Annotated in this window: 19 protein-coding genes and 1 pseudogene; 19 read left to right on the top strand and 1 reads right to left on the bottom strand. The window is 51.8% G+C overall.

Translation table 11 applies throughout. The features are described 5' to 3' along the window. Window positions 1-86: 86 nt before the first annotated feature. From ACGS9J_RS23680 to ACGS9J_RS23690, 3 genes and pseudogenes are all read left to right on the top strand, one after another. A pseudogene (locus ACGS9J_RS23680) lies at window positions 87-509 on the top strand (DUF4942 domain-containing protein); the annotation flags it as partial. A gap of 854 nt (window positions 510-1,363) precedes the next feature. Beyond that, on the top strand, window positions 1,364-1,780 hold the full coding sequence (locus ACGS9J_RS23685) for a protein TraE (RefSeq protein ID WP_442233110.1): 417 nt from the start codon (window positions 1,364-1,366) through the stop codon (window positions 1,778-1,780). 46 nt (window positions 1,781-1,826) lie between these two features. Then, the gene (locus tag ACGS9J_RS23690) at window positions 1,827-2,390 is read left to right on the top strand and encodes an LPD29 domain-containing protein (RefSeq protein WP_442233111.1); all 564 of its coding nucleotides are present in this window, start codon (window positions 1,827-1,829) and stop codon (window positions 2,388-2,390) included. A gap of 30 nt (window positions 2,391-2,420) precedes the next feature. Here the strand turns inward: ACGS9J_RS23690 and ACGS9J_RS23695 are convergent, their stop codons facing one another. Next, window positions 2,421-2,723, bottom strand: coding sequence for a molybdopterin-guanine dinucleotide biosynthesis protein MobC (locus ACGS9J_RS23695; RefSeq protein WP_368461600.1), 303 nt, complete (start codon window positions 2,721-2,723; stop codon window positions 2,421-2,423). 243 nt (window positions 2,724-2,966) lie between these two features. On the opposite strand from ACGS9J_RS23695, the gene mobA reads away from it, so the two are divergent. From mobA to pilV, 16 genes are all read left to right on the top strand, one after another. Further along, window positions 2,967-3,299: a plasmid mobilization protein MobA gene (gene mobA, locus ACGS9J_RS23700; protein WP_261115682.1), complete on the top strand. Its 333-nt coding sequence runs from the start codon at window positions 2,967-2,969 to the stop codon at window positions 3,297-3,299. A gap of 7 nt (window positions 3,300-3,306) precedes the next feature. Beyond that, complete coding sequence (gene traI, locus ACGS9J_RS23705; protein WP_442233112.1) at window positions 3,307-5,262, top strand: TraI/MobA(P) family conjugative relaxase; 1,956 nt, start codon at window positions 3,307-3,309, stop codon at window positions 5,260-5,262. 133 nt (window positions 5,263-5,395) lie between these two features. Continuing rightward, complete coding sequence (locus ACGS9J_RS23710) at window positions 5,396-5,671, top strand: hypothetical protein (RefSeq protein WP_161739308.1); 276 nt, start codon at window positions 5,396-5,398, stop codon at window positions 5,669-5,671. Window positions 5,672-5,832: 161 nt separating this feature from the next. Continuing rightward, entirely contained in the window at window positions 5,833-5,988 is a 156-nt protein-coding gene (locus ACGS9J_RS23715; RefSeq protein WP_242501608.1) for a TraY domain-containing protein, read from the top strand. Between the two features lie 447 nt (window positions 5,989-6,435). Beyond that, window positions 6,436-6,711, top strand: a complete 276-nt coding sequence (locus ACGS9J_RS23720; protein ID WP_129942273.1) for a hypothetical protein — start codon at window positions 6,436-6,438, stop codon at window positions 6,709-6,711. A 78-nt stretch (window positions 6,712-6,789) separates the two neighbouring features. Beyond that, on the top strand, window positions 6,790-7,827 hold the full coding sequence (locus ACGS9J_RS23725; RefSeq protein ID WP_442233113.1) for a toxin co-regulated pilus biosynthesis Q family protein: 1,038 nt from the start codon (window positions 6,790-6,792) through the stop codon (window positions 7,825-7,827). A gap of 152 nt (window positions 7,828-7,979) precedes the next feature. Next, window positions 7,980-8,405: a type IV pilus biogenesis protein PilM gene (gene pilM / locus ACGS9J_RS23730; protein ID WP_410529487.1), complete on the top strand. Its 426-nt coding sequence runs from the start codon at window positions 7,980-7,982 to the stop codon at window positions 8,403-8,405. A gap of 24 nt (window positions 8,406-8,429) precedes the next feature. Then, complete coding sequence (pilN, locus tag ACGS9J_RS23735) at window positions 8,430-10,061, top strand: PilN family type IVB pilus formation outer membrane protein (RefSeq protein ID WP_048795518.1); 1,632 nt, start codon at window positions 8,430-8,432, stop codon at window positions 10,059-10,061. Window positions 10,062-10,064: 3 nt separating this feature from the next. Further along, entirely contained in the window at window positions 10,065-11,369 is a 1,305-nt protein-coding gene (pilO2, locus tag ACGS9J_RS23740) for a type 4b pilus protein PilO2 (RefSeq protein WP_410529489.1), read from the top strand. After that, window positions 11,356-11,940, top strand: a complete 585-nt coding sequence (pilP, locus tag ACGS9J_RS23745) for a type IV pilus biogenesis protein PilP (protein WP_410529490.1) — start codon at window positions 11,356-11,358, stop codon at window positions 11,938-11,940. Before pilO2 ends, pilP begins: the two co-directional genes overlap by 14 nt. 5 nt (window positions 11,941-11,945) lie before the next feature. Next, a complete protein-coding gene (locus ACGS9J_RS23750; protein WP_442233114.1) occupies window positions 11,946-13,436 on the top strand; it encodes a GspE/PulE family protein in 1,491 nt (496 codons plus the stop codon). Further along, complete coding sequence (locus tag ACGS9J_RS23755; RefSeq protein ID WP_410529492.1) at window positions 13,433-14,548, top strand: type II secretion system F family protein; 1,116 nt, start codon at window positions 13,433-13,435, stop codon at window positions 14,546-14,548. Before ACGS9J_RS23750 ends, ACGS9J_RS23755 begins: the two co-directional genes overlap by 4 nt. Window positions 14,549-14,584: 36 nt before the next feature. Beyond that, window positions 14,585-15,175 (top strand): type 4 pilus major pilin, encoded by a 591-nt coding sequence (locus tag ACGS9J_RS23760; RefSeq protein ID WP_285097107.1) that lies wholly within the window; start codon window positions 14,585-14,587, stop codon window positions 15,173-15,175. Window positions 15,176-15,229: 54 nt separating this feature from the next. Then, on the top strand, window positions 15,230-15,715 hold the full coding sequence (locus ACGS9J_RS23765; RefSeq protein ID WP_048795524.1) for a lytic transglycosylase domain-containing protein: 486 nt from the start codon (window positions 15,230-15,232) through the stop codon (window positions 15,713-15,715). Beyond that, complete coding sequence (locus ACGS9J_RS23770; protein ID WP_442233115.1) at window positions 15,715-16,383, top strand: prepilin peptidase; 669 nt, start codon at window positions 15,715-15,717, stop codon at window positions 16,381-16,383. Before ACGS9J_RS23765 ends, ACGS9J_RS23770 begins: the two co-directional genes overlap by 1 nt. After that, window positions 16,380-17,759, top strand: coding sequence for a shufflon system plasmid conjugative transfer pilus tip adhesin PilV (pilV, locus tag ACGS9J_RS23775; RefSeq protein ID WP_410529494.1), 1,380 nt, complete (start codon window positions 16,380-16,382; stop codon window positions 17,757-17,759). The genes ACGS9J_RS23770 and pilV overlap by 4 nt, the downstream gene beginning before the upstream one ends. Window positions 17,760-17,763: the final 4 nt, after the last annotated feature.

Raw genomic sequence — 17,763 nt, forward strand, 5'->3', positions numbered from 1 at the left:
AATGTCCATTTTCGCGAAAGTGGACATTATCGTGAACAGGAAAATACAGGGGAAGACGGTGCTGATGGAGCGCTTACAATTCAGATAAGGTAAATACCTTTGAACAAGGTGTGATCGACGTGTTCCGCAGCTTGTCATGGGATTATAAAACCAACAGTCCTTGCCGTCTTGGGAAAAAAATCATCGTGGAGCGCTTTCTCAGCACATGGCGCCACGGTCATTCCAGTTTCACATGGGAAGGGCAGCAACTGCTGGATGATCTGGCACGTCCGTTCTATCTGCTTGATGGGAAAACCGTACCGGACTTCAGAGCGGGAGAGGGTCAAAAGTACGCTGATTTTTTCCGTACTGGCAACAAAATCGGTGAGCTGTGTGATCTTGAATATTTTACCGTCAAGGGTTTTGCCAAAGGGACGGGGCATATCGTGTTTAAGCGTCCCGATCTGGTCAATGAAATCAATGATATCGTGGCGCGTCAGTTCCCCGGCATGTTGCCACCCCGCATGTAACAGGGTGAGTTAACGCTAGGCAGGCAGGGAACCCCCCTGCCTGGAAAATATGTCCGATCACGGTACTTTGCCCCTGCTGGGGACGAGTATCGACAATGTGGGGAAGGCGCGGGTGAAGCAATCCATTGTTTTTAATGTGGCGGTAATGTGTCATTTTGGCACATTGATGCAATCATGAATGTGGGTATGCCAACTGCCATAAATCGGCTGGGCAGAAAAGGCTGCTGTGGCTGCGCCACTGCGGATCTCTGCCTTTCTTGTCCGATTCAGCCATATCTTTTCCCCATCAGTTCGATATTGTCGTTTGGTTTCTCCCTTTCTTTGACGCCTCTTTTTCCTTTCGTCAGGCCTTAATAAACCCACAACGGGCTGGCGCTCCCTGCGGTGGCCGGTCGCCAGCGCCCGACCATCACCCCCACTCGACTAGCCAGCCGCACGCGGCAGACAAGTCTCGCCGAACCCTTCGGTTTCGGGCCTGCCGGCTAGGGTCTGAGAGCCAACGTCAACAGCAAGCGCTCGCTGCCGGCAGAAGCCGGCGCCGCTTTCACTGGTGGCGCTATAGGCACCACCGCTAGAGACGTCCCGCCGTTCCGGCGTGCCGGATGTGTTCATTCTCACGTTTGTGTCAGTGACCATCACCCGTCGAGTACCGGCGCAGAGGGCAGGGGGTAGCACCGTCGCCCAACGTAATACCAGGGTGACGCTACGCCGCCGCCAAAAACTTTTCCTTCCTGCGGGTCAGAAAACTTTTCGTTGTTGCCCTGGTATTGCGCCGTTCGCCGTTGCACCAGTGCCCTTTGCTGCGACGAAACTCACCGAGAGATGGATTAACCACCGACAAGAGGAAAACCAGAATGAACACACAAAACGTCAACACCACTGCTCAAAAATCTTCCGAAAGATGTGATCTGAATGACTTTGAAACCTGCCGAGTCGGGCGTTTTGTGGTTCGTTTTTATGCACCATCAAGCGATGGCGCTATGCAAGGCAATTGCAGCTACATATGCAACGCCAGCAGTGAATGGGATGCGGCTTTTCAATTTGGACAGCATTGTAAGAATGCGCATTACGACATTTATTCGGTGATAGAAAAAGAACCGGTGCAGGTTGTCGCGTTGAGTTCAACTAACTACCGATTTGTACCACTGAGTTCAAGATGCTGGCGTTGTCTTGATACCGGATTTGTAGTGATCGTGACAGCCGATGGTGCGATTTATGACGAGATCATGCAGCCGTTAAAGCCATACGGAACATTGACACCAATCTTCTAAAAATCTGCGGGGCGATGGCCCCGCCACTCATCACGGAGTAAATCATATGCATTCACTTAAAGAGCAAGAAAAAATAGAGATGAAATCTGCTTTTGATTCTGAAGTAGACAGGTTAAAAAATTCGCCTGAATTTTCGCATCTTAAAATGATTGAAAAAAACAAAAATTCCACTGTTGCCGTAGTAGTCTCAGCAAACATTCGTTTGCTACTGAAACAGAGTTTTCCCGGTGTGAAATTTTCTGTCAAAAAAACCAATTATGATGCGGTTACGGTAAAATGGGAAGATGGTCCACAGAATGAAAAAGTTGAAGAGATTACGCGAAAATTTAAGAACGGCTATTTTAACAGTATGGAAGATATTTATGAGTATAGTGAAAGTCCATTCAATACTGTTTATGGTGGTGTCCATTACGTTTCAGTAGACCGGCGTTACAGTGATGAACTCATCGACAAAGCCATCACGCAGTGTCGAAAAATTTTTTCTGAAGGAGTCCCTGAATGGGTTGATGTAGATGCCTATAAAAGAGGGAAGTTGTTTACGATCAGCTCAGGTTTCTTTTGCCACGATAACTTACAGAGTGAAATCCGTTTTGTTCTTAGATCACTTTAAGTATCAATAAGGCGGGTAAACCCGCCATTTTCATACTGCTTGCTTAGCCTCGGGCTTTACTGCGGTTTTTGTTCGTTTTTTGGCTGGTGACTTTGATGCACGAATGATGTCAGATATTGACTTTTCACTCACTGTTATACCTACAGTCTGCAATGCGGATTTTATTTCCGTTGCTGTATAACCCTTTGACGTAGATAAAGTGATGATGTTTTCTTTCAGTGAAGCGAGCAATTCAGCTCTGCTGATTTTGTTTGGTGTCAAATCGGGCAAACACTCAAGTGTTAGCTTTGCTTCTTCAAGCTGTTCCTGGGTATAAAATTTGTTTCCTGCCATTTTGTCCTCGTGATTTTCATCAATGCCAACCAGACACATTAAACCATATCAATCCTGATAGGCCAAGCCTGCCCACTCACTGACGCCTAATCAGGCGAAAAATAACTCGCATCGCGAAGGATAGACGTAGTAAAATGACGGACAGGAAATGTTTTGTCATTACCGCCTGCACGCAGTCGATAATGTAAAACACCTGGTCAGGGCTACGCCCCGACACCCCAGTTGAGTGTTAGAGGTTGAGTTATGTCGAAAAGCGAGTCGCGTCAGAAAGGGATCATCATCCAAATTCGATGCACCGAGGAAGAGGCGGACGCCATCAAAGGCAAGGCCAAGGCTGCAGGGATTAGTACCTCCGAACTACTGCGCCGTTCCGCGCTTAACAGGAAGATCATGACTCGTACCGATACACGGTTGATGAACGAACTTCTTCGCCTGGGTGGCTTGCAAAAGCATCTCTACACTCAGATGCAGGAACAAATGACTCAGGAACTGAGTAAGCAGTTTTCAGACGTGTTGGTTGAGGTGAAAAAGGCCATCATTGCACTGGACTTGAATCTCGTACCGGCAAACGAATAAGGGCACCATGAACGTTATCATCCCAGAAAAAAGACGAGATGGCGGCACCAGCTTTATGAAGCTGGTCGGCTACCTGAGTCTGCGGGATGAGAAAAAGCCTGATGACGTTATCACGCCAGACAAAATCGAAAAGTCCACTTCCCGCTCCAACCAAGCCGTTTTTGACCGCCTGGTTGATTATGTTGAGCGGCGCGACGAACTCTCACCTATGCAGGTCATCGAGAGCTTTCCAGATGGGCGAGAGCAAGTCATTGTTGGGGGTGTTGAGTGCGAAACCAATTGTTTCTCACTTGAGACGGCAGCAGCGGAAATGAATATGGTTGCTGCACAAAATCGTCACTGCAAAGACCCCGTCTATCACTTCATTTTATCCTGGCAAGCGGATGAGGAGCCAACACCGGATCAGGTGTTCGATAGTGCACGTCATTGCCTGGAAAAACTGGGTATGGAACAGCACCAGTTTGTTACCGCTATCCACCGGGATACTGACAATGTTCACTGCCATATTGCGGTTAATCGTGTAAACCCGGAAACGTACCGTGCAGCTAATATGTGGAATGATGCCGATACGCTGCAACAGTGTTGCCGTGTCCTGGAGAAGCGTTTTGGTTTCAAACAAGACAATGGCAGTTGGGTGTGGGGGGATAATAATACATTGCAGCGCGCACCCTGGCGTTTTCAGAGTGCTCCACAAGGTGCCGCCAAGCGGGAGATCTTTTCTGATAAGGAAAGTCTGTATCATTATGCTGTTCGTCAGACGCGCACCCAGATAACTGATGCCATTAAAAACAAGACGGCCAGCTGGAATTATTTTCACCTCTTGATGCATGCTAATGGTCTGGGGTTGCGTGAACAGTCTGGCGGGTTGGTCATATACGATCTGGAACGACCTGACACCATGATGGTCAAGGCATCTGATGTTCACCCTACATTGGCAAAACCCAGACTTGAACCTTATTTCGGTCCGTTTGAAGGGCCTCCTTCTTTCGACTCTGGTGACCCGGAAGAGGGCGGCTATGCGATATATAACCGCTACCAACCTGAATTCCATGTGCGCGATCGTGATGCCAGAAAAGAGCGTCGAGAAGAGCGTGCTGCTGCACGAGATGATCTCAAATTGCGTTACCAAAAGTATCGCGGAGAATGGGTCAAGCCAGACTTGAACGTGAAGATGCGTCATCAGGAAATTGCCGCACACTATCAGGCTATGAAAAGTAATGTTCGCGACAGCTATCCCGATCCACTGTTGCGCAAGCTGATGTATCGCGTGGCCGAGTTCGAGCGCATGAAGGCGACGGCTGAGTTGCGGATTCAGATCCGAGAGGAACGTAAGACCCTGTTTGAATCTGGGCAATATCGACCATTATCTTACCGTTCCTGGGTGGAACGCGAAGCCTTAACGGGTGATGTTGCCGCAGTTAGCCAGCTGCGAGGATGGGCTTACCGCGAGAAACGAAAAGCCAGGACTTCTGCCCCTAATAAACATAAAGACAGTGTATTGGTGTTTGGTGCCGCTGACGATTCACCGTTGCTTGAACGGTCTACCCATGCAACCCGCTTACACCGGAACGGTACAGTTGAATATCTGCGGGATGGGGTTGTCGGTGTGGTAGATCGTGGCGACCAGGTTGAGATTAAGCCCGGGTTTGAGGATTACGACGATACGGCGAATTACCACCTGGCTGCAGAGATTGCCGGTGCCAAAAGTGGCGAGCGTGTGGAGATTGTGGGTGATGACGATTTCGTTGACCGCGTGCTGATCGAAGGATGCCGCCTGAATTACCAGCAGGAAAAAGAGGTGTTCCGGCCAACAGATAATTGGCAGCGTGGTCGCTCTGAGGTTCTGGAGCATCGCCATGTTCGACCAGAGATGGGTTATGACGACCCGGCAGCATCACGACACGCTGATGATCGCGAGGATGATGCACCAACAGTGGATTCGTATTGGGGACCACGTCCTTAAACAGAGCTTCAACAGGCAGTAAATGGAAAGTAAAGAGAGATAATTAATGTAAATCATTGCGTTAGGCGCTGATTGCACAGGGTTGAAGGCCTGTACAACCAGCTAACCACAACAACCTGAACAGGAGGCTGCCATGGCTGCCATCGATCCTAGCCAATTTAAGGCATTACACAAGTATTTTCCGGCTTTAACCCTCACTCAATTGGCCACCGCTTACATGTACTCGACAGGAATTCCTGTGGGAACCATCGCACAGCTTCGGGATGTATCGGAGGACACTGTCAAAGACTCACTCAAAGCGGCGTGTAATCGAATGCAGTTAACGTCGATATCCACAATGGGAACAGCGATTCAACTCAAGTTAAATCTTGAGTTATTAATCGCCATTGACTCAATTCAGCTAAACTAAATTCATAAATCATAGTAACAAATTTATGTCAACCCCCTTTTAAAGGGGGTTTCGCATTTTAGGAGAAAGGATTACTCTCACCATAATTATTTAGAAGAAGTAGGAAATTATAATAAATGACAGATAAGTCACAGTGGAAATCAGCCCAGACTGTTATTGAAATGACTCCTGATGTTAATCGGCTACTGACTCAGGCCGCAAAGCGGTCTGGTCGCAGCAAGGTTAAAGAGGCATCAATACGGTTGACTGATCATCTAAAAACAGTGACTGATATTGCAGTACCTGGTCGCCGTTTTCTTTCCGATGAATCCAAGTAGCGTTACATAGAGATCCAACACCAGGGAACTCTATTTTTAGTATGTTTAAGTAATAATAAAAAGACATTGCGTTAATCCGTAGGGCTTTCTTTTACCTGGAATCTAGCGATTTTTGGGTATTAGCCCATGAGTTATTTCCACGAAACTAATAATTCACCCGTTGGGGTGGGGTGCCTGTGGCCTTATTTATACGGGGTGGTGTCCGCTATTTAACAATTTTGGAAAGTCGGACAGCATTCTGTAACTGTTTAGACCCTTATGCAAAAATGCAATGTATCTATAGGTACGATCTGCCTCTAGAGAAGATTAGCACCACCCGCGAGGGACTGGGCGCGAACAGGCAACACTGGCAGAGCAGGGATGCTGACGCAAAAGAGATTTGTGCAAGTCCATTCGAACGAGTGGGCTTGCCCGAACTGTTGTTGATATTCAGATAAGGAGATGTTGATGGCAAAAGGAAAATTAAACGCACCGAAAAAGTATGTATGTAATTTTTCCGAGCTATTGACACTTGTTGAACCTGATATAAGTAAAGTAAATAGAAAGCGTAAGCGAGTTAGGCGCGACAAATTATTTTATTTAGGTGAAACAAAAGTGCAGGTAAAGAAAAAGCACAGACCGTCATCCCCAGGAATAAAAGCCTCCCCCCAAATTTCCCGCTCTAGACCCTGTGAACGCGCAGTCGCGTGTTCAGACATTCTTTGCCGCAAGGCTGCCGAGTGATAGCCCCTTTCATTGTTATTCAGCCTGTCGTCTGACTTTTTCACCTATCTATCCCACTGCGTAATTGAGGTGACTCTATTGAAAATATTCCTCCCCGTTGCCTTGGCGCCGGTGGTGTTAAGTGGGTGTGCTATCAGCACCCCTGCACCGCCGCGCGTTCCGGCACAAGAATTTGTGACGTCGTTGATCCAGGAGCAAGTACCGATTATCCAGAGGGCTCAAGCAGATCTGGCTCAGGCTAGCCGAATTCGTTTGAAACCTGCTCCGGCAGCTCGTGAGTCAGTGCCAGCGACTACTACACCGTCGCATCGCCCGCCAGATACTATTCAGCCCAAGGCATTGGCAGGTCAGCCGGTGCCTATTTTACAGGCCATCCGCTATCTCGGAGAACGCCCGGTCAGTTTGGCGCTTGCAAGAGCGGGGAAAGCTACGACGCTTCGACAAGCAATACGTCAGATTGCTCCTGCTGGATGGCAAGTTTCTTTCTCTCAAGAACTTAAACCTGATGCACGAATATCGCTGCAATGGCGTGGTAACGATCAGTGGCCGTTTGTACTGGATGAAGTGCTGCAGCAGCAGGGCAAGGTGGCATTGATCGATTGGCAGGCACAACGGATTTCCGTCGCGGCAAAATCTGCTGAGTTTGCCCCGGGTGCTGTAACCGTCCAGCCGCCAAACAAAATAGCGGTATCAACATCTACGGCTCCAGCTATGACGGATAAGCAGGGAACTGTGAGTTCTGGCCGTAATCCATTTGGTGGAAAAAAATCGGTACAAGCCCCAGCAGCAGCGGTTAAAACCACCGCATCGCTGACGTTACCTAAGACAATTATTAAGCCGAAAGTCTGGCGGATCGAGGCGGGTAGCACGTTGAAAGATACCCTATTCAGTTGGGCCGCCGCTGAGAAGTGCTCTACTCCAGACGTGGCCAATTGGACGGTCGCCTGGCTGACATCAGCAAATTACCGTATCGATGCACCGCTCCAATTTGAAGGGAGTTTCCGTGATGCGTTGAATAGCCTGTTTACCTTGTACGGTACGGCGAAAGTGCCATTGTATGCCGGCATTCGCCATGCTCAGTGCGTCATTTCTGTTGACGACAAGGAAATCCACTGATGGTCAGTCAGTAGATTCCATACCCCTCTGCTCAAGAGGTTGCATTCGCAGCCTTAATTTCTGGAGGTTCGAATGAGTTATCGCGGCAAAGTGAACATCGGCGTGATAGTCCTGTGCGCTGTGTTCTGGATTCTGATTTGGGGAGTTGTGCGATGATTTACTGGTTGCTCTCGGTCTTTCTGGGGCTTCTGGTATGGGTCAACATATCACCCCATGACCAAACAGGTGCGCAGATGCAGGATAGCACGCTGAGCCAGCGCGCTATTCAAACCGTCCGTTATATCAATGACATCAATGACTGGCGCTATAACAACCCTTCGCAAAAAGACGGCGTGATCCCTGATAGCGCCTTCGGTTGGTCACCCCTACCTGAATTACACAATGTGCTACAGGCTGACCGTGTGTATGTCTACCAGCCGGATCAACCAGGGTTGATGGCCGCGTTGTTGGCACAGAGTCGGCACTCAGCGTTGGTTGGAAAGGTCGCAGGAAGACGTCTGATCGACAGCTTTGGCAATGACATGCAGGTTAATGTACCGGCCAGCATTGCTGACGGCAGCCTGGTGTACCTCAACTAATCTCTCCTCACCGTAAGGTTAAAAATGAAAAAACACCTCCCCTTAACCGGGCTGGCGGCAACATTGTGTTTGCTGCTTTCCGGCTGTGCGCCGCTTGAGCGCATCGACAAGATCGACAACACCGTCTCGCAAGACGAAAAACAGGCAGATAAGCATCTGAATGCCCTTAAAAAGGGTTCTGTGGTACGTGATCTGACCTCTCAATGGATCAACCCTTACCCGTTAAATACCCAGTCAGGCGGCAATAACTTACTGCCACCTTGTGCTGTGGCTATCAATCGGCCTGGGAGTATCACGCTGGCGGAAGTGAGCGCCTTTATCAGTAAACGTTGCCGGTTGCCGGTGGTGGTGACACCCGATGCGCAGGCCATATTGGCGCCGACAGGGGGCAAAACTGAGCAACTCAGTGGCCCCGTTCCTGCGCCAGATCCTAATGGGATGGTGCCTCTGGCTGCGTTGGGTGGTTCACCCGCCCGAGCTGCACCGGCCGTTACCGGTGGTACTTCACTCAGGGGCGTGTTCTGGCAGGGGGAGTTGGGCGGTTTGCTCGACAATGTCACCACGCGCCTGGGATTGTCATGGCGTTATGAGCAAGGCCGGATCGCCATTTTCTATCTCGACACCCGGACGTTCCCGGTCATGTTTATGGACAGTAAGGCGAGCTTTGGCTCAAAAACCGTGAGTGGCACCACCTCATCGATGGGGGCTACGGGCGACAGCAGCGGCGGTGGGCTCAGTGGCGACTCCAATACCTCACAGGCGACTGAGATGGAAATCAAGTCGAGCCTGTACGAGGACGTCACTAATACCATCAAGTCGATGTTGACGCCGGGCACCGGGCGCATGAATTTGTCCGCCGGTGTATTGACGGTTACGGATACACCGCGTGTGCTTGAGCAGATAGGCCGCTATCTGGATGACCGTAATAAAGAGCTTAACCGGCAGGTGGTGCTCAACGTCCAGGTCTACAGCGTTGAGAAACGTACTCAGGATCAGTACGGCATTGACTGGAACGCTGTATTCAACAGTGGCAGCGTCGGGTTGTCTTTGACCAATGCGTTCACCGGGGCTTCGTCCGATGCCCTGAATGGCGGTATTTCCATACTGGATGGTAAAGGGGCAGGCACCAAGGCCTTTATCAAAGCCTTGTCCGAGCAGGCGAACGTCAGCGTGATGACAGAAGCCTCGAGCATGACCACTAACCTGTCAGCGGTACCCATCCAGGTTGCGCTGCAGCAGGATTATGCCTCCAACGTGACCACAGAGAACACGGCTAACGTCGGCTCATCGAGCAGCATCACCAAATCAACCATCACCACCGGATTCAACATGACGGTGCTGCCGTTCCTGATGCCCCAGTCGCCAAAAATGCAGCTGCAGTTTGCAATCAATATGTCGGATGACCCGACGATGCGCACGTTCACCAGTGACAACACCTCGGTCGAACTCATGAAAACGCGACTCAAGACGTTTACGCAGCGCGTCATTATGCAATCCGGCCAGACGTTGGTGCTGAGTGGTTATCAGTCTCTTAATAATACCGCCAACCGCCAGGGTGTCGGCAGTTTCCGCTTCTTCGGACTCGGTGGCGGTGCCAACGGTGAAAACAACAAAACCATGCTGGTCATTCTTATCACTCCAGTCATTTTGGGATAAGCCATGAAACAACAGACTACCTATACGTTGCAGAATGGGAGTGCCTGGCTGGTTGCCGGATTGCACTGGCAGTATCTGCCGCTACGTGGGCGCCGCAGCATGCGCTTACGTGCTAAAGAAGCGCATGCCACACATTGGGCGGCGTTACCTACCGGCGATGGTCAGGCGCAAGGCACTTTGCTTGGCACCGTCAGCCTTACGGACAAAACGCGCCGAAAAGGCGGTCGACATACATTGGCATCAATGGCGTTAGCCGTCCTGCCGGCATTACCAGAGGCCTGTTACGGTGTTTTCCCGTTACCGGATGGCCAATACTGGTTTGTGGCTGTCAGCGACGGCATGTTGTCACCGTTTGGCGATATCGTGGGTGATGACGCGGCCATACGAATAGCCGTGTCCAATTTTCTGCAAATCACCTCTGCGCCGGCGACGGGTTGGACGATATATGCCCCACACGGCTTTTTCCCCGAACAAGGCACCGAAGATAAGGCGCTCTCGACACTGACCGACAACAAGGTCGGTTTGCGACGTGCCCGTCTGAGTAAAACCCATAATCCGCAGATGCTGTGGCTGTGGGGTATTGCGGTGATGGCGTTGGGCGTAGGGTATACCGGCTATTCAACATGGCAGACGCATCAGGAAGAGGCGCGTATTGCTGCTGCTCAGGCGGCGCTGATGGCCAGACAACAACTGGAGCAACAAGCTCCGGCCGACAACCTGAAGCCCTGGGCAACGCAACCGCGATTCCCGCCGATGCTCAGCGCCTGCAGTAGCGTGTGGAAAGACGCGCAGATTTCTATTGCCGGCTGGGTATTCAATACGGCGACGTGTGATGCTCACGGCAAGATCACGCTGCACTATACCTTGCCGAACGGGGGCACTGTGGGGGACTTTGCCTTGCGGTTGCCCGTTCTCTATGGGGCAGATATTCAACCGGTGTTTAATATTCCCGGCAGCGCGGATGACGCATCCTTTGCGTTACCGGTGTCGCTTTCTCCTCCTGAATACCCCGAAACGCTGCTCCCGGGCAGCCAGCAAATCCAGCACCTGACCAGCTATGCCCAGCGTATCAATGCGCGTTTGCGCCTTAGCGAAATGGACGCGAGCACGCAGTTAACGCAGGGCGACGTACAAAGCCTGCCATGGCGCACCTACAGCTTTACGTTCATTACCGACATTCCGCCCGATAGGTTGTTTGCGCCAACGCGCTTCAACAGCAGCGGGATAAGGGCGTCCAGTATCACGACGACGCTCAAGAACAACCGTCTGGAATACACCATTGAGGGACTTCTGTATGCCAACCGTTAAATCCTGGGTAACACCCTGGGCGTTGTGCTTGGTGCTGACCGCACCCGGTGTATTCGCCGCGCCTGTCGCTGACATACCGGCGGCTCCACTTGCAACACCTTCGGCTGAAAAGTCGGTGAAGCCGCCGACGTCAGCCGATATTCCCCTGCCAACCACGTTCACCCGCACAGAGGCTGGGCGGGCGTTAAATCTGGGTCAACTGGAAGCCATCCAGGCAGAGACAGTGCTGTATGAGGCCCAGTTGGCCAGGGCCAAGGCGCTGAATGAACTGCAAAAGAACGGGTATGACCGTGCACTGGATCAGCCTTTCAACCCAGCGCCACCTTCTCAGGACAACAAATCCGAGGTCAAGGGCGCGGTGCAAGATGCTGCTCCACCGCAGATTGTGGAGATCACCGGCGCGGGTAAAGGGTTCACGGCCGTGCTGGCACTCAGCAACGGCAATCAGGTTACGGTGCAGGTGGGGAATCGTATCCCGGGTACGGAGTTCGTTGTTAAACGGATCAACATCAATGAAGTCGTGGTCTCCGGGAAGAACCAAACACTGGTGTCTCTTTCCTTTGCGGGGTAACCCATATGTATGAGAAACGTGGTTCAACCTATATCCATTTAGACCTGGCCAATTCTGACGCCCCGACGCTGTATGTGTCTGACGCGCATAATAACAGTCTGGCCGTCACGTCAGAGATTGCCGGTGCGTATAAGAATTACCCCAGACTGCAGGTTAAGCGGGTTCAGCTCGACAAGCTGAAAGAATTGCAGCAAAGCCAGGTAACCGACAACCCCGAGGCTAACGATTATTCCGCTCAACAGGCGAAAATCATCGGTTTTTTTCGGGAAGCCAAGAAGAAAGGTGCCAGTGATATTCATCTGCTGATCGGGATGAACAATGTGACCGTGGTGCAATTTCGCGTACACGGCGACCTCGAAACAGTGACTCAGCTGGATCGCGCCGAAGGAATGACGCTGGCGTCGACGATTGTGATGTCCATGTGCGATGTGGCCGAGAAGAGTTTTAATCCCAATCGCGCTCAGGATGGGCGGGTGCGCAAAGAGTTCCTGCAGGGCCTTAAGCTTTTCGGCGCACGCTATGCGCACACACCGGCAGAATTTGGGTTGTATGTGGTGATGCGCATTTTGCCTGATGAAGGAAAGGCCCCACCCACGCTGGACGAACTGGGATTTCTACCGGAACAGCAAACGCTCATTCGCCGCATGCTGGCACGCCCTGAGGGCGTCATTATCCTCTCAGGGCCGACTGGCTCAGGGAAAAGTACCTCCCTGCGCACGTTCAGCGAAATGTACCTGTCTTTTACCGGGCATCGAAAACGCCTGATGACGCTGGAAGATCCGCCTGAGGGACTGATTCTGGGGGCGGTACAGACCCCCATCATTGCTGATAAAAACGATCCGGATGCGGTTAGCCGCGCCTGGGTTCGGTCTATTTCTGCTGCGTTGCGCCTAGACCCCGATGCCATGGTCGTCGGCGAAATTCGTGATGCCAACTCGGTTAAATCTGCACTGACGGCGGCCAAGTCCGGCCACCTGGTGGAAACTACACTGCATGCCAATGACGCTGTCGGCATTCTTGACCGCCTGACAGACACGTTGGGTATCCCTATGGGCCAGGTTGCCGATCCTCAAGTCATGATCGGTTTAATCGCTCAACGATTGGTGCAGTTGCTGTGTCCGCACTGCAAGAAAAGCTGGAGTGACGTCAGTGACGGCCTGGAAGAAGAGAAAAAAGCGTTACTTGAGCGCTTTTGCCGCGTGGAGACGTTAGCCTTTCGCCATCCGGAGGGATGTGAGCACTGTTATAAAGGCGTGACGGGCCGGCGTGTCATTGCTGAAGTTATTCGTCCCGATGCCAGATTCATGGAGCTGTTTCGCCATGAGGGCAAGCTCGCCGCACGCAGTTATTGGGTGAACGTGCTGGGCGGCATTACTCGCGGTCAGCACCTGCTGCGTTATCTCAACGCTGGGCTGGTCGACCCAATCGATGCGGATTACATCAGTCCGCTTGATGAGGACAGTCTGACCTTGCTACCCCCGGAGGTCACATCATGATTTCCCGCTTGCGCGAACGTCTGACGGCATTGCGGGGGAAAGTGCCGTCATCGGAAAAAATGAATGAGGGCTTAGGCCGTTGGCTGGCGCAAAAGACCTTCTCCACTGCCGACCGACTGACCCTCTACGAGGATTTGGCTTTCCTGCTCGACAATAACCTTAAAGTAGAAAAAGCCATCAATTCAATGATAGGGAGCTACGGGAACAAGCGCCCCCCGGTGGTCTATTGTCTGGAGGATATGCTCAGTGCATTGCGTCAGGGCAGATCAGTCGATCAGGGATTGGCGCCCTGGATACCCCGACAAGAAGCCGCCATCCTCAGCTCCGGTGTCCAGGACGGTAACTTGGCTGCCGCCTTATATCGGGCGATCACCGTGGTTCAGGGTATGTCGGATATGAAATCAGCACTGGTTTCCACACTGGCTTACCCGATGCTGCTGATGGCAACCACATTCGCCATGATGAAGATGGTGACTGTCTACTTTCTTCCTCGTCTGGAGTCATTATCTTCCCGAGAAAACTGGACTGGGGGGCTGTGGTGGCTCAGCGCCATCTCAGAGTTCTTTGTCAATCATGCAATTATTCTCAGTGGGCTGGTGATCTTGTTGATTGGGTTCGTTGTCTGGTCGATGCCGAACTTGATTGGAACAATACGACAGCATGTTTTGGACCGTTTATTGCCCTGGAGCGTGTATCGCGATGTGCTTGGCGTGGGCTTCCTGCTGAATTTCAGTGCGTTGATGCGTGCTCAGGTGAAGACGGAAGACGCTATCGAGATGTTGAGTCGCTATGCACCGCCCTGGTTGTATGAGCGATTGGCCGCAACCCAGCGTCAGGTTAGGCAAGGTGACCACCTGGGGTTGGCATTACGCAATGCCGGCTACGGATTTCCCTCCCCACGCGCTATCGACAAACTGGTCCTGCTGACTGATGGCGATAACGCTGAAATGATTATTGAAAATTTTGCACGGGCCTGGCTTGTGCAAACCGTAGCCCGGATCAAGCGGACGGCGTCTTTGCTTTCTTACATCGCATTGGGCACCAACGCTGGCTACATGATCCTGATCCTCCTGGCCACACAAAACCTCAACGACCTCGTGGGCACACGCTAAGCCGCCCACTCTCCACAAAACCTAAAGGAAACAGTAATGGAACTGACTCAAACTCCTCACTCGGCTATCAACCGTGGGGTTATCACCCTGCTTGAAGCGGCCATTTATTTTGTTCTCGTCCTCGTTGTATTAGCTATCGCGATTACCCAGGGCGGCGGTTTGTTTAACAAAAATGATGCCAGCACGGAATACAACAATGCCGCAGAGTTGCTGACTAACAGTCGCAGTATGCTGAAAACCTCTGGCATCTATAACTTCGCAGCAGCTGATGCCATGACCGGTGCACTTATCCAGTTTGGTGGTGCGCCGGCCAATATGACGGTTGTCGGGACAAAATCCTCCGGTAGCGCCAAGCTGCAAAACCTGTGGGGTGGGGCTGTCACCGTGCAACCCGTTGCGACGGCCGGCGGTCAGAAGTCCTCCTTCTCACTGACCTACGCGGCGGTTCCACAGGAAGCGTGTATTACTCTGGCGACCAAGCTGAGTGCGGCGCCGAGTGTTGTGACCACCATGGTTAATGGTACGTCAACTAATGGTGCAATCGCGGCGAGCGCCGTTGGCGCACAGTGCACTGCAGATAAAGGCTCCGTTGGTCAAAACACCCTCACGTTCACCAGCAACACCTGATGCCCATCCCGCCGGTAACGTCCTGTTGCCGGCCTCCTTCTGGAGTGCATTCTTATGTTGTTTTCTTTTCAACGTGCCTTGTCCTGCCTGGTGCTGGGCGGGGCGTTATTATTATCGCTGCCGGCACAGGCATTCTGTTTTAACGAGGCGGGCGCCCGCTATAAAGTCGATCCCTTATTACTGCGTTCAATGGCCACCGTTGAAAGCAGTCTTAACCCACGCGCTATCGGCAATAATCGCGATAAAAAAGGGCGGGTCACCAGCCGAGACTTCGGGCTGATGCAGATTAATGACCGACACATTCCCCAGCTGCGTGCGCTGGGCATTATTCAAAGTGAGCAGGACCTGCTGACCAATACCTGTCTCAACGTACAGATAGGGGCCTGGATACTGGCAAAGCATCTCAAGCAATGCGGCGTCAATTGGCAATGCCTCGGCTCCTACAATGCCGGGTTTGCTGACAATAACGGTCCACGGCGCATGATTTATGCGCGGAAAGTGTATGCGATGTACATGAAACTTAAGGGAGGTGCAGCCTGATGACCCTGTATCTCCTGAAGTTTTCGTTACTGATGGCCTTCGCCAGCGCCACGTTGTGCATTGGTGCCCAACCGTTGGTTCATGGGGCGAAAAAATTCTTGCTTAAGCATGATGGCCCGCCACTCACCCGACTGCAGGTCAGGGGCGTCACAATCGTTTTCGCCGGTACCGGTACTGTCCTGATCGCAACGACAGCACTCGCGGGTTTCCCCTGGTTAGGAACGGTCAAAATTCTGGGGCTGTTTGCGTGGGGTATTCCCATGGTACTGCTTGATATGCGCAATTACTGGCTACCGCTGCGGTATACCTCCGGTTTTTGGCTGACTGGTCTGCTGTTTACCTTTCTGCCTGGGAGTACGATCACCCTGACGGAGGCGCTCACAGGTAGCATCGGCATGTTTATGTTCCTCTATGCATTTCACTACGGCGCCAAACGCCTGCGGGGTGAAGAAGGGTTTGGCCTGGGCGATGTGCATTTGATTGCCGCGCTGTGTGCCTGGTTTCCCTGGCGATTGGCCAGCGTGCTGAGTGGATGTGCCTTCTTGCTGTTTATCGTCGGTGCGTTGCTGACGAAAAAAACGGCTCAACCTTATGCTCCCTGGCTGTTCGCCTTACTGGCGGCCTTGGCCGGAAGCTTTCCTCAATTGACCCTATCAGGTGCTTTATGACTGCTGAAGCTGCCAACCCTCGTATCAACCGGGGGGTATCGTTGATCTCATTGGCCATCGTGCTGGGGATTGTGTTAATTGCTGCCCCTATCGGACTGGAAAGATATTCCAACTATATAGAGGAACAAACCTGGGTCGTGACAGCCACACACCTGAGTACGGTGAGTCAGGGTGCACGCCGATACGTCAAAGATAACTACGATGCGTTGCTGAATCAGGTCAAAGGGGGCGGCAACGTCACGGTAACCGGGCAGACCCTAAGGGATAAAGGGTATTTACCGGCGGGTTTTTCCCTGACTAACAATAACGCCCAAACCTATATTCTTGCTGTGACACGCAATCCTGCGCAAACCGACAAACTGGTCGCTTTTGTTTTGACCGCTGGCGGTCAAAACATTGCGTTCAAGGGCCAACGCTATATCGCTCAGAACACTTCTGGCCTGGGGGGATATATCGAACCAGTGAATGTGGCCAATGGCGCCGGCGGTGGCTGGCAGGTCAACCTTTCTAGCCTGGGGCTCAGCGGGCAGAGTGGTCACTTGGCAGCCTATCTGACGTCTGATGTATTGGCTGGAGGAGCGGAAGAAAGTGATCGTTTGTATCGTTTTCAGGTTAACGGTCGTCCCGACCTCAACAAGATGCATACTGCGATCGATATGGGGGCTAATGACCTGAATAACGCAAATGTCGTTGATGCAAATACGGGTAACTTCAAGCAAAACGTCAACGGTCAGAATGTCTATGCGACTGCGGATATGTCGGCAAATCGTCTCGCAGCCAACACTTCGGTTTGGTCCGGGGGCTGGATTGGGGCTGTCGGGGATGTGCGTAGTGATACTGGTTGGCTCATCAGTAAACATGGTAAAGGTTGGCTTAATGAAGACCATGGCGGTGGGTTATACATGGATGACAATGACTGGATTAAATCGGTTAACGGCAAGGGGATTTATACCAGCGGGCAGCTTAAAGGTGGAACCGTTCGGGCAGATGGCAGGGCGTCGGTTGGTGAATATCTACAGTTGGATGGTGTAGCGACAGAAGGGCAGGGGTGCTCTCCTAATGGTTTGCAAGGCAGAAACTCAGCAGGGGCAGTGTTATCTTGTGTCAATGCTGTATGGAAAACATCATCAATCACGGAGACCGTAAACGCATTCGGTGATAGTAAATGCGATAATAAGAGTGGTCAATCAATCGCCTATTGCCCCAGCGGCTATAAGCTATTATCCGGTGGATGGGAAATGACCCGTTGGTCTTGGGATCAAGGTAGAAATTCACCAGACACATCGAGTTCTGACCCATATATTAATGCCTGGCGTGTTTCACCTCCCGGTGATGCAGGAGGTTGTATGCGTGCCGTTGCGCTATGCGCAAAATGATAGC

Origin of the sequence: Serratia quinivorans, from assembly GCF_052113645.1 — a bacterium.
Taxonomy (GTDB): Bacteria; Pseudomonadota; Gammaproteobacteria; order Enterobacterales; family Enterobacteriaceae; genus Serratia; species Serratia quinivorans_B.

Coding starts and splice junctions, on each gene's coding strand:
- ACGS9J_RS23720 (WP_129942273.1), top strand. CDS start 6,436: ATGGCAAAAGGAAAATTAAACGCACCGAAAAAGTATGTATGTAATTTT.
- ACGS9J_RS23710 (WP_161739308.1), top strand. CDS start 5,396: ATGGCTGCCATCGATCCTAGCCAATTTAAGGCATTACACAAGTATTTT.
- ACGS9J_RS23690 (WP_442233111.1), top strand. CDS start 1,827: ATGCATTCACTTAAAGAGCAAGAAAAAATAGAGATGAAATCTGCTTTT.
- traI (WP_442233112.1), top strand. CDS start 3,307: ATGAACGTTATCATCCCAGAAAAAAGACGAGATGGCGGCACCAGCTTT.
- pilN (WP_048795518.1), top strand. CDS start 8,430: ATGAAAAAACACCTCCCCTTAACCGGGCTGGCGGCAACATTGTGTTTG.
- ACGS9J_RS23750 (WP_442233114.1), top strand. CDS start 11,946: ATGTATGAGAAACGTGGTTCAACCTATATCCATTTAGACCTGGCCAAT.
- pilM (WP_410529487.1), top strand. CDS start 7,980: ATGATTTACTGGTTGCTCTCGGTCTTTCTGGGGCTTCTGGTATGGGTC.
- pilV (WP_410529494.1), top strand. CDS start 16,380: ATGACTGCTGAAGCTGCCAACCCTCGTATCAACCGGGGGGTATCGTTG.
- ACGS9J_RS23695 (WP_368461600.1), bottom strand. CDS start 2,723: ATGGCAGGAAACAAATTTTATACCCAGGAACAGCTTGAAGAAGCAAAG.
- mobA (WP_261115682.1), top strand. CDS start 2,967: ATGTCGAAAAGCGAGTCGCGTCAGAAAGGGATCATCATCCAAATTCGA.
- ACGS9J_RS23755 (WP_410529492.1), top strand. CDS start 13,433: ATGATTTCCCGCTTGCGCGAACGTCTGACGGCATTGCGGGGGAAAGTG.
- ACGS9J_RS23760 (WP_285097107.1), top strand. CDS start 14,585: ATGGAACTGACTCAAACTCCTCACTCGGCTATCAACCGTGGGGTTATC.
- ACGS9J_RS23770 (WP_442233115.1), top strand. CDS start 15,715: ATGACCCTGTATCTCCTGAAGTTTTCGTTACTGATGGCCTTCGCCAGC.
- pilP (WP_410529490.1), top strand. CDS start 11,356: ATGCCAACCGTTAAATCCTGGGTAACACCCTGGGCGTTGTGCTTGGTG.
- ACGS9J_RS23715 (WP_242501608.1), top strand. CDS start 5,833: ATGACTCCTGATGTTAATCGGCTACTGACTCAGGCCGCAAAGCGGTCT.
- ACGS9J_RS23765 (WP_048795524.1), top strand. CDS start 15,230: ATGTTGTTTTCTTTTCAACGTGCCTTGTCCTGCCTGGTGCTGGGCGGG.
- pilO2 (WP_410529489.1), top strand. CDS start 10,065: ATGAAACAACAGACTACCTATACGTTGCAGAATGGGAGTGCCTGGCTG.
- ACGS9J_RS23685 (WP_442233110.1), top strand. CDS start 1,364: ATGAACACACAAAACGTCAACACCACTGCTCAAAAATCTTCCGAAAGA.